Annotated in this window: 8 protein-coding genes; all 8 read right to left on the bottom strand. The window is 62.7% G+C overall.

Features of this window, described 5'->3' with window-relative positions:
• Window positions 1-45: 45 nt before the first annotated feature.
• Window positions 46-915: an oxygenase MpaB family protein gene (locus tag FS777_RS00145; protein ID WP_058639191.1), complete on the bottom strand. Its 870-nt coding sequence runs from the start codon at window positions 913-915 to the stop codon at window positions 46-48.
• A 41-nt stretch (window positions 916-956) separates the two neighbouring features.
• Window positions 957-2,891 carry an acetate--CoA ligase gene (gene acs, locus FS777_RS00140; RefSeq protein ID WP_145253491.1) on the bottom strand — a complete coding sequence of 645 codons (1,935 nt, stop codon included), beginning with the start codon at window positions 2,889-2,891 and terminating at the stop codon, window positions 957-959.
• Window positions 2,892-3,167: 276 nt separating this feature from the next.
• Window positions 3,168-4,832: a glucose-6-phosphate isomerase gene (pgi, locus tag FS777_RS00135; RefSeq protein WP_058604752.1), complete on the bottom strand. Its 1,665-nt coding sequence runs from the start codon at window positions 4,830-4,832 to the stop codon at window positions 3,168-3,170.
• A gap of 143 nt (window positions 4,833-4,975) precedes the next feature.
• Window positions 4,976-5,839 carry a pantoate--beta-alanine ligase gene (gene panC / locus FS777_RS00130; protein ID WP_058639189.1) on the bottom strand — a complete coding sequence of 288 codons (864 nt, stop codon included), beginning with the start codon at window positions 5,837-5,839 and terminating at the stop codon, window positions 4,976-4,978.
• Entirely contained in the window at window positions 5,836-6,636 is an 801-nt protein-coding gene (gene panB, locus FS777_RS00125) for a 3-methyl-2-oxobutanoate hydroxymethyltransferase (protein ID WP_058639188.1), read from the bottom strand. The genes panC and panB overlap by 4 nt, the downstream gene beginning before the upstream one ends.
• Before the next feature lie 251 nt (window positions 6,637-6,887).
• Entirely contained in the window at window positions 6,888-7,367 is a 480-nt protein-coding gene (gene folK, locus FS777_RS00120) for a 2-amino-4-hydroxy-6-hydroxymethyldihydropteridine diphosphokinase (protein ID WP_058604749.1), read from the bottom strand.
• The gene (locus FS777_RS00115; RefSeq protein ID WP_145253489.1) at window positions 7,364-8,746 is read right to left on the bottom strand and encodes a polynucleotide adenylyltransferase PcnB; all 1,383 of its coding nucleotides are present in this window, start codon (window positions 8,744-8,746) and stop codon (window positions 7,364-7,366) included. Before FS777_RS00115 ends, folK begins: the two co-directional genes overlap by 4 nt.
• Before the next feature lie 749 nt (window positions 8,747-9,495).
• The gene (locus FS777_RS00110; RefSeq protein WP_145253487.1) at window positions 9,496-10,935 is read right to left on the bottom strand and encodes a sigma-54 dependent transcriptional regulator; all 1,440 of its coding nucleotides are present in this window, start codon (window positions 10,933-10,935) and stop codon (window positions 9,496-9,498) included.

Here is a 10,935-nt window from a genome sequence, read left to right as displayed (position 1 = left end):
GGAGTATGGCACGTTAAATCAGTTCCGCTGAGTGTCGCCCAGTGCTTATTCGATGCCCATGCGGCGCCTTGCCCTGTGCGCAGAGCCGTCGCGCATGGCCCAGCGCAATACCGGGGCGGTGCCATGCACGCCTAGGTGGATCAACCGTTTTTGCCAATGGCCCTGTTCGAGGCCAAGCTGCTGTTGTGCCCACTGGGGCAGTAGCTCGATACCGGCGTGCAGCATCAGCTTGGCTACGGGTTTTGCCAGCCGGCTGGGTGCCGGGGCGTTGAGCAGAATACCGATGACTTCCTGGCTGCGGGCATCGCAGCTCAGCTGTGGGCGCATCTCATGCAGGTAGTGTGCGACCTCACGGCGCGAGCGGGGCACGTCATGGGCGCCCAGACGCTCGGCGATCAGGGCGATTTCCTGGTAGTAGGCGTCCTGGTCGGCCAGGGACAAGCGGGGGTTGCGGTAGCGCAGGTGTGCGGCCAGAAAGCTGCTGACCTCGGCCACATGCACCCAAGTCAGCAGGTGGGGGTCGCTGGCTGCGTACGGGCGGCCATCCGGCGCCGTGCCTTCGACTTGCAGGTGGATCCGACGCACTTTTTCGATCAACCAGTGCGCATCTTCGGTCGCGCCGAACGTGGTCCCTGAAATGAACTGGCTGGTGCGCCGCAGGCGTCCGATCAGGTCATGGCGAAAGTTGGAGTGATCCCAGACCCCGGCGAGTGCCAGCGGGTGCAGCAACTGCAGCATCAGCGCGCTGATGCCGCCGACCAGCATGCTAGGGAAGTCACCGTGCACGCGCCAGCTGATGCTGTTGGGCCCGAACAGGCCAGGGTCGCCTTTGGGCGACTCCAGGTCGAGCTGGCCCAACGCCAGGCCGGTGAGGCTCATGGCTTGTTTTTCGATACGACGGCGAAGCGCTTCCATGGTGACCTGCAGGGCTGGGCAGCCTGGGAAGCGGCTGCCGGTTATCGGTTCAGGCGAGTGTCGATCAACCCTTGGACGACGCCCGGGTCGGCCAGGGTGGAGGTATCGCCCAGGCTGTCGAGCTCGTTGCAGGCGATCTTGCGCAGTATACGCCGCATGATCTTGCCCGACCGTGTCTTGGGCAAAGCCGGCGCCCATTGCAGTAACTCGGGCTTGGCGAAGCTGCCTATCTCCTTGCTGACCAGCGCCAACAGCTGGGCCTTGAGATCTTCATCGGGGCGGACACCGTTCATGGTGGTCACGAAGGCGTATACGCCCTGGCCCTTGAGATCGTGGGGGTAGCCCACCACGGCTGCTTCGGCCACGCTGTCGTGAAGCACCAGGGCGCTTTCGACCTCCGCCGTGCCGATGCGATGCCCGGACACGTTGATCACATCGTCCACGCGCCCAGTGATCCAGTAATGCCCGTCGGCATCGCGCCTGGCGCCGTCCCCGGTGAAGTAGTAGCCGGGCATGGGTTTGAAGTAGGTGTCGACCATGCGTTGGTGATCGCCATGGACAGTGCGAATCTGCCCAGGCCAGCTGGCCTTGATCGCCAGCAGCCCAGCCCCTGGACCCTCGATGACCTGGCCTTTGTCATCAAGCAGCACCGGCTGCACGCCGAACATGGGTTGGGTGGCACAGCCAGGCTTGAGGGTCTGGGTGCCGGGCAGTGGCGTGAGCATGATGCCGCCGGTCTCGGTCTGCCACCAGGTATCGACGATGGGGCAGCGGCGCTGTCCGACCTCATTGAAATACCAGTGCCAGGCTTCCGGGTTGATCGGTTCACCCACGCTGCCCAGCAAGCGCAGGCTTGCACGGGAGGTACTTTGCAGGGGCGCATCCCCTTCGCGCATCAGCGCGCGCAGGGCGGTGGGTGCGGTGTAGAAGATGTTGACCTGGTGCTTGTCCACGACTTGCCAGAACCGCGAGCTGTCGGGGTAGTTGGGCACGCCTTCGAACATCAGCGAGATGGCGCCATTGGCCAAGGGGCCATACACGATGTAGCTGTGGCCGGTGACCCAGCCGACGTCGGCGGTGCACCAGAAGACTTCCCCCTCCCGATAGTCGAACACCACATCGAATGTCATGGCCGCTTGCAGCAAGTACCCCGCCGTGGTGTGCAGCACGCCTTTGGGTTTGCCGGTGCTACCGGAGGTGTAGAGGATGAACAGAGGCGCCTCTGCCTCCATCGGTTCGGGTGGGCAGGCTTCATCGGCCTGCTCGATGGCGTGCTGGTACCAAAGGTCGCGACTATCGTCCCAGGCGACATCACCCCCGGTTCGCCGCACTACCACGACGGTACTGACGGCCGGGCAACTGGCCAACGCCTTGTCGACATTCTGCTTGAGGGCGATTCGCTTACCGCCGCGTACGCCTTCATCAGCGGTGATGACGGTGCGGCAGTCGGCGTCCAGGATACGGTCACGCAGCGCGTCCGGGGAAAAACCACCGAACACCACGGAGTGAACAGCGCCTATGCGCGCGCAAGCGAGCATGGCGAAGGCGGCTTCGGGGATCATCGGCATGTAGATGCACACCCGGTCACCTTTGGCCACGCCTCGCGACTTCAATACATTGGCCAGGCGACACACCTGGCGGTGCAGTTCACGGTAGCTGATGGCCTGGGTGTCGCTGGGGTCGTCGCCTTCCCATAGCAGGGCGGTCTGCTCGGCCCGTGTGGCCAAGTGGCGATCGATGCAGTTGTAGCTGACGTTCAGTTGGCCCCCGTCGAACCAGCGGGCCTGGCCGGTGCGCAGGTTCGATTGTTGAACCTGTGACCAAGGCCTCATCCAGGTCAGGCGCTGCGCTTGAGCGGCCCAGAAGGTGTCCGGGTCTTCGACCGACTGGCGGTACAGGCGGTGATAGTCGTCCTGGGAGAGGGCTGCCGCTTGGCTAACGGCGAGGGCGTGCGGGTATTTTCGAATATCGAACATGGCGGTGGTCCTGCTCTTGTGAGGGGCGAGGGACGGCAACGGCTAATGGGTAGGACAGTTTTGGGGGGAGGGGTGTTCCACCGGTTCGGCGATTGGGCGGGTACGGTCGATAGGGGCTATGGAACCGTCGACTGGCCTGCTGTAGAGGCTTGGCCCACGTGCGATGGGCGCTGCGCAACAGCCCCGGCAATTGCCCAGGGGGCGAATTGCAGAAGCTGCAGCGCATCTCTTGATGCCTTGCCTGGCGAGCACAAGCCCTGCCAGGTAGAGGTCTGATCAGCCGCGATGGCGGCCGCGGAAGTAATTGATCAGGCCCTGAGTAGAGCCGTCCTCGGCCACCTCTTCCTGGCTGCCTACAAGACGCTGGTACACGCCCTTGCCCAGTTCCTTGCCCAGTTCCACGCCCCATTGGTCGAAGGCATTGATACCCCAGACCACGCTCTGCACGAACACCTTGTGCTCATACATGGCCACCAGGGCACCCAGCCGGCGTGGGCTGATACGCTCGACCACCAAGGTGTTGCTCGGGCGATTGCCCGGGATGACCTTGTGCGGGGCAAGCTTCTGCACCTCGGCTTCGCTCATGCCCTTGGCACGCAGTTCGGTCTCGGCTTCTTCTCGCGTCTTGCCCAGCATCAGCGCCTGGCTCTGGGACAGGCAGTTGGCGTACAGCCATTGGTGATGGTCGGCTACCGGGTTGAAGCTGACGACCGGCACGATGAAGTCGGCCGGGATCAGCTGCGTGCCCTGGTGCAGCAACTGGTGGTAGGCATGCTGGCCGTTGCAGCCCACACCGCCCCAGATCACAGGGCCGGTCTCGGTTTTCACCGGGGTGCCGTCCTGCAGCACGCTCTTGCCGTTGGACTCCATGTCCAGCTGTTGCAGGTGCTTGGTGATGTTGCGCAGGTAGTGGTCGTACGGCAGGATCGCATGGCTGCTGGCACCCCAGAAATTGCCGTACCACACACCCAGTAGCGCCAGCAGCACGGGCATGTTCTTCTCGAACGGCGCGCTCTGGAAATGCTGGTCCATGGTGTAGGCACCGGAGAGCAGTTCCTTGAAGTTGGCGGTACCGATGGCCAGCGCAATCGGCAGGCCGATGGCGGACCACAGCGAATAGCGACCACCGACCCAGTCCCACATCGGGAAGATGTTCTCTTCGCGGATGCCAAACGCAACGGCGGCGGCCTTGTTGCTGGACACGGCGATGAAGTGGCGGTACAGCTCGGCTTCCGAGCCGCCCTGGGCCAGGTACCAGGTACGCGCGGCCATTGCGTTCTTCAGGGTTTCGAGGGTGTTGAACGACTTGGACGAGACGATGAACAGGGTGGTTTCGGCGCGCAGGCTGGCCGACAGTTCGTGGAACTCGCTACCGTCGATGTTCGCCAGGTAATGGCAGCGTACACCGCGCTGGGCGTAAGGCATCAATGCTTCGGATACCAGTTCCGGGCCCAGGAACGAGCCACCGATACCAATGTTGACCACGTCGGTGATGGGCTTTTCGCTGTAGCCACGCCACAGGCCATCATGAATGCGGCCGACCAGCTCGGTGATCTGGTTGAGCACCTTGTGCACTTCGGGCATGACGTTCACGCCGTTGACGCTGAGCTTGTCACCCACCGGGCGGCGCAGGGCAGTGTGTAGCACCGGCCGGCCTTCGGAGGCGTTGATGATCTCGCCGTTGAACATCGAGGTGATGGCGTCCTTGAGGCCCACTTCGTCGGCCAGGTTCACCAGCAGGTCACGTGTCTGTTCGGTGATCAGGTTCTTGGAATAATCCAGGAACAGGCCACAGGAGCTCAGGGAGAATTGTTCGAAGCGCTGAGGATCGGCGGCGAAAGCTTCTCGCATGCTGAAGCCTTGCATGGCATTGCGGTGCTGCTTAAGCGCCTGCCAGGCGGGTAGAGCCGTGACATCGTGGGGGGTACGGTAATACGCCATTGCGCGGGGGTCCCTTGGTCCGTGGTGATGCGTTGGACACGGCAGTCATTGCCGGGTTCAGGCTGGCATCATTATAGGCAAAGGCCCGGCGCTGGGAATGGGGGGCGCAAAAGTAGATGGGGTGCCTAGGCACCCCAGGCCGTTCAGGCCGTCTTGTCCTGCACCTGCACGTACAGGTTGTCGATCAGGCGGGTGTTGCCCAGGTAAGCCGCCGCGATGACCACCAGGTCTCGGTCATCGACCATGGCCGGGCGCAGGGTCAGGGCATGTCGAACTTCCAGGTAATCGGGGCGCAGACCGGCTGCACTCAATTGGGCCTGGCCGTCGGCCACCAGCGCGGCGAAGTCCTTTTGGCCACGGGCGATGGCAGCTGCCATCGTCTGGAGCACGCGATACAGCACAGGCGCCGTTGCCCGCTGCTCGGCGGTGAGGTAGCCGTTGCGCGAAGACAGTGCCAAGCCGTCTGCGGCGCGCACTGTAGGCAGCCCCATCACCTGGATGGGCATGTTCAGGTCGCGCACCATGGCGCGAATGACTGCCAGCTGCTGATAGTCCTTTTCGCCAAAGACCGCGAGATCAGGCTGCACCATGTTGAACAGCTTGCTGACCACGGTGGCCACGCCTTCGAAGTGCCCTGGCCGACTGGCGCCGCACAACCCTTCTGACAGGTTGGGCACGCTGACCCGCGTCTGCACGCTCATCCCGTCCGGATACATTTCGTCCACGGCAGGGGCAAACAGCAGGTTGCAGCCCGATTCGACCAGCAGTTGCTGGTCGGCTGCCAACGTGCGGGGGTATTTGTCCAGGTCTTCATTGGCCCCGAACTGCAGCGGGTTGACGAAGATGCTGGCAACCACGAAGTCGGCGCATTGCGCAGCCTTTACCACCAGGGCCGCATGGCCGCTGTGCAGGTTGCCCATGGTGGGCACGAAGCCGATGCGCTTGCCTTCGCTGCGGGCGCGGGCTACGGCGGCGCGCAGCTCCGGCACGGTCTTGACTGTATTCATGCGCTGAACCCGTGTTCACTGGCGGGGAACGTGACTTGCTTGACGGCCTGGACATAAGCGGCGAGGGCGCTGGCGATGTCAGGCTGGCCGTCCATGAAGTTTTTCACGAACTTGGGTACCCGGCCGCTGAGGGACAGGCCGAGCATGTCATGCAGCACCAGTACCTGGCCATCGGTGGCGCTGCCGGCACCGATGCCGATGACCGGGATGCGCACGGCCTGGGTGATCGCTGCGGCCAGTTCGCTGGGCACGCATTCGAGCAGCAGCATGGCAGCGCCTGCGGCTTCAAGCGCGATGGCATCGGCCTGCATCTGCCGGGCTTGTGCCTCCAGGCGACCTTGTACCTTATAGCCGCCGAGCACATTTACGGTCTGAGGCGTCAAGCCCAGGTGGGCGCACACAGGCACCCCACGCTCGGCCAGCAGCCGGATGGTCTCGGCCAACCAGGCTGCACCTTCGATCTTGACCATGTGGGCGCCTGCCTGCATCAGCGCCGCGCTGTTGGCGAAGGCTGATTCGGGGGTGGCGTGGGCCATGAACGGCAGGTCGGCGAGAATCAACGCGCCGTGATTGCCGCGCTTGACCGAGGCGGTGTGGTAGGCCATGTCTGCCGTGGTGACCGGCAAGGTGCTGTCATGGCCTTGCAAGACCATGCCCAAGGAGTCGCCCACCAGCAGGACGTCGACGCCGGCCTGGCTGGCTGCCTTGGCGAACGTCGCGTCATAACAGGTCAGCATGGCGATTTTTTCACCCTTGGCCTTCAGGCCATTGAGGGTGGAAAGGGTTACTTCAGGCATGTAGAGAGTTCCTCATTCTGGCGCCAGGGGAAACGACTGCATGCAACCTGAGTAGTCATCTTCCGCAGCGGCACATCATCGCGCGTGATGTTCTGGCACAGGTCCGTCCGGGCCTCGATAGGGGGGGCGCAACACAGGGGTGCCACGCGGGTCGCCTATAGTCGTGAGCGAAATGAGGGAAGTCAATCACCCTGTTACCGCATTGTTACGATGAGGTTGTTGCTGGCGTTACTGCCCTAACGAACGGCCGATTACAGGCGTTCGAGGCCAATGTATGGGCAAGCGGCGAGCAGTTGGGACAATTGGCGGCCATCGGCAAGCCGGAAGTCTGCAGGGACCAGTTCGGCCAGCGGATAGAGCACGAAGGGCCTGGCATGCATGTGATAGTGCGGTACCTGCAGGCGCGGCAGGTCCAGCACCTGGTCGCCGTACAGCAGAATGTCCAGGTCGAGGGTGCGCGGCCCCCAGCGTTCCTTGCGCACCCGGCCCTGGTCGTTTTCGATGGCCTGCAAGGCATCGAGCAGGTCAAGGGGCGCCAAGGCGCTGTCGAGCGCGGCGACGGCATTGGTGTAGCGGGGCTGGCCCGGCAGTAGCGAATCGCTGGTGTACAGCGCCGAAGCGGCCACCAGACGCGTCGCCTGGACCTGATCGAGTGCGTCCAGCGCGCTGCGCAACTGCTCGGCCGGGGCATCCAGATTGCTGCCCAGGCCGACGTACACGCGGATGCTCACTCGAAGGCCTCTTCACCACCGCGCTTGCGCTTGCTGTTGCTGCGCTTGCGCTTGCGGGACGCACCGCCTTCATCACGGCTGCCCAGGTCGCGGATCATGTCGCGGCGCTCGCTGTCATTGGCTTCCTGATACTCGGTCCACCACTGACCAAGGTCATCGGTTTCTTCGCCAGCGCTTTCGCGCAGCAGCAGGAAATCGTAACCGGCACGGAAGCGTGGGTTGTCCAGCAGCATGTCGGCGCGTTTACCGCTGCGGCGCGGCAGGCGTTCCTGCATGTCCCAGATCTCGCGGATCGGCAGGGTGAAGCGCTTGGGAATGGCAATGCGTGCGCACTGCTCGGCGATCAGGTCATGGGCTGCACCGTTCATGGCCGGAATCGGCGGCACCCCCTGGTTCTGCAGGTGCAGAACGCGCGCTGGCAGGGCAGGCCACAGCAGGGCTGCGAACATGAAGGCAGGCGTTACCGGCTTGCCTTGCTTGACGCGCAGGTCCGTATTGCTCAACGCCTGACTGATCAGCGTGTGGGTATAGGTGGGGCGGTCCTCCAGCGCCTGGGCACTGGCGGGGAACAGGGGTTCGAACAGCTGCAGGTCGACCAGCATTTCGAACGCCATGGCGCCCTGGCCCGAAAGGAACAGCTTCAGGCTCTCTTCGAACAGCCGCGCCGGCGGTATTTCACGCAGCAACGGCGCCAGTTCGCGAATCGGCTGGACGGTGTGCTTTTCAATACCGAAGTCGAGCTTGGCTGCGAAACGCACCGCACGCAGCATGCGCACGGGGTCTTCCTGATAGCGATGGGTAGGATCGCCGATCAGGCGCAACAGGCGATTGCGCACATCGTGCACGCCGTTGGCGTAATCGAGAATGCGCTCGCTCACCGGATCGTAGTACAGCGCGTTGATGGTGAAGTCGCGGCGCTGCGCGTCTTCTTCCAAGGTGCCATACACGTTGTCGCGCAGGATTCGCCCGCTGGCATTATGGGACGAGCGGTGGCTGTCGCCCTGATCGTCCTCGGAGTGAGGGGCGCGGAAGGTGGCGACTTCAATGATTTCACGGCCGAAATGCACGTGAACCAGCTTGAAGCGGCGGCCGATGATACGCGCGTTACGGAACTCGGCACGCACCTGTTCGGGGGTGGCGCTGGTGGCCACGTCGAAGTCTTTCGGCGTGATGCCCAGCATCAGGTCGCGGACACAGCCACCGACCAGATAAGCCTGGTAACCGGCGCTCTGCAGGCGCTCGACGATGTTCACCGCATGGCGGCTGAACTGGTGGCGCTGCAGCGAATGCTGGCTTTTGTTGATCACCTCGGGCGTAGTGCGCCGGTGGTGCTGGCCCGGTACGGGCGGGCGGAACGACTGGAACAGCTTCTTCAGCATGGGATGCACTGTTTGAAGGAATGTTCGGCCAAGAATATGAGAATGGCCGCATGATGGGCGGGGATTCTAGCATTTACTCGCGGGATGGTGTAGGCGGTCGCAGAATGCCTGCCCAAAGGCAGAAACGACAAGGGGAGCCTAAGCTCCCCAAGAAGTCGTTGCATGTGCTCTTATTGTTTTTTTGCGGGCTTCTTGTTTTTGTTGAGTGCCCTGCCACTAAGCGTGAAGCTTGTGGACGACCCCCAAACCAGGGGTAAAGAGCAAACGGATTGCTTTGGCCGCTGATGTCACGTTGATCGTCGATCCATCCAGTTCAGGTGCTGCTTTATAGTGCAGTTTTTGTTGTTCTCTGCCTGGGTGTGGGGCAAGCCCCAAACATGCATCCTCTCCAAAAGAATCAGTTAGCTGCGCCTCCGCCGTCTTGTTCTTATTGTGCGTGAGTCGTTTCGTCTTGTTCTTATTGTGGGTTGCAGTGCTTGTTATTGTTTTTGTACTAAGCATATAGCAGAAGGCGTGCCAACTTTGGCTGGCCCAGCAAATCCGGGGGTTTGGCTATTTTTCCAGGGAAGCATGCCAAGTGCGCGGCGTGTTTTTCGTTACCGTTTACCTCGGCAACTGTTACGCACCTGCAGGCAGGTAACAGTTTTTTGCGGCGGGGGATGCGGGGGAATCAGCCTGAGGTCCCGTTACGGGGAAGAACCTTGCAGGGTGACCGAAGACGGGCAGGAGACGCCTCCTGCCCGGTCGAATCAGTTCTCGCTGGTGGCGTTGCTTTTGCGGCGTGGAATGCCCAGGCGCTGCCTGCGCTCCCAAAGGCACTTGCGACTGACGCCCAGCTTGCGTGCCAGCTCGGTCTCGGTCATGTGGTCCTGGTGCTCGAGCACGAAATGCTGGAAGTAGTCCTCCAGCGACAAATCTTCGGTCGGCTCATGACTGGCCGTGGCGGCACTGGCTCCGGTCAGCGCACTGTCGAGCAGCTCGTCCTCGTCCAGATCGCTGAGCTCGATGTCGATGCCCAACAGCTCCGCCGAAATTTCCGGGCTTTCGCTCAGGATGACTGCGCGTTCCACGGCATTTTCCAGTTCTCGCACGTTGCCGGGCCAGCTGTAATGACGAATGGCCTGCTCTGCTTCGGGTGAGAAGTGCAGGTCGTCACGCCCGATCCGCGCGCACTGGCGTGCCAGGAAGGCACTGGCGATTTCGTTCACATCGCTGCCGCGCTCGCGCAGGGCAGGTAGCTTCAGCGCGATCACATGCAAGCGGTAGTACAAGTCTTCACGGAACTGACCGGCCTTGGCCAGGTTTTTCAGGTCCCGGTGAGTGGCCGCGATCAGGCGCACGTCGACCTTTTGCGACTGCACCGAACCCACCCGCCGAATCTCGCCTTCCTGAAGCACGCGCAACAGGCGCGCCTGGGCTTCGAGCGGGAGTTCGCCGATCTCGTCAAGGAACAGGGTGCCGCCGTCAGCGGCCTCCACCAGCCCAGCCCGACCTGCGCTGGCACCGGTAAAGGCGCCCTTTTCATGACCGAACAGCTCGGACTCGATGAGCGTCTCGGGAATCGCTGCGCAGTTGACCGAGATCATCGGTGCCTTGGCCCGTCGCGATAGGTTGTGCAGCGCACGGGCGACCAGTTCCTTGCCGGTACCTGACTCACCCTGGATCAGCACATTGGAGTCGGTAGGGGCGACCTTGCGGATCTTGCTGAACATGTCCTGCATGGGGGCGCAGGAACCGATGATGCCGATATCCCCATTGGTCGCCGGTGCGTTGCCTTTGTCCGCCGGGGCAGCCTTGGCGGAGGCCAGGCGTGGCTCAGGGGTTGCAGGTGGCGCGCTTGGCCGATCACGCAGGATGCGCGCAACGGCCTGGAGCATTTCATCATGATCGAACGGTTTGGCGATGTAGTCGACCGCACCCATTTTCATCGAGTCCACGGCCGAGCGCAGGCTTGCGTAGCTGGTCATGATCAGCACCGGCCTACCCTCGCCGAGCTTGATCAGCTCGGTACCGGGGGCACCGGGCAGGCGCAGGTCGCTGACGATCAGGTCGAAGGTCGCAATGCTGAAGCGTTCCTGTGCTTCCTGCACCGAGCCGGCTTCGCTGACTTGGTACTGGTTCCGTTCGAGCAGGCGTCGCAGGGCCGAGCGGATGATGGTTTCGTCTTCGACGATCAGAATATGCGGCAT

This window comes from Pseudomonas sp. DE0157 (genome assembly GCF_007678615.1).
GTDB lineage: Bacteria > Pseudomonadota > Gammaproteobacteria > Pseudomonadales > Pseudomonadaceae > Aquipseudomonas > Aquipseudomonas parafulva_B.
The sequence above is the reverse complement of the archived record's forward strand: the minus strand, read 5'-3'. Positions and strand labels throughout refer to the sequence as shown.

Bases quoted from the DNA above. Each gene is read 5' to 3' on its own strand.
- FS777_RS00145 (WP_058639191.1), bottom strand. From the start codon at position 915: ATGGAAGCGCTTCGCCGTCGTATCGAAAAACAAGCCATGAGCCTCACC.
- acs (WP_145253491.1), bottom strand. From the start codon at position 2,891: ATGTTCGATATTCGAAAATACCCGCACGCCCTCGCCGTTAGCCAAGCG.
- pgi (WP_058604752.1), bottom strand. From the start codon at position 4,832: ATGGCGTATTACCGTACCCCCCACGATGTCACGGCTCTACCCGCCTGG.
- panC (WP_058639189.1), bottom strand. From the start codon at position 5,839: ATGAATACAGTCAAGACCGTGCCGGAGCTGCGCGCCGCCGTAGCCCGC.
- panB (WP_058639188.1), bottom strand. From the start codon at position 6,636: ATGCCTGAAGTAACCCTTTCCACCCTCAATGGCCTGAAGGCCAAGGGT.
- FS777_RS00115 (WP_145253489.1), bottom strand. From the start codon at position 8,746: ATGCTGAAGAAGCTGTTCCAGTCGTTCCGCCCGCCCGTACCGGGCCAG.
- FS777_RS00110 (WP_145253487.1), bottom strand. From the start codon at position 10,935: ATGCCGCATATTCTGATCGTCGAAGACGAAACCATCATCCGCTCGGCC.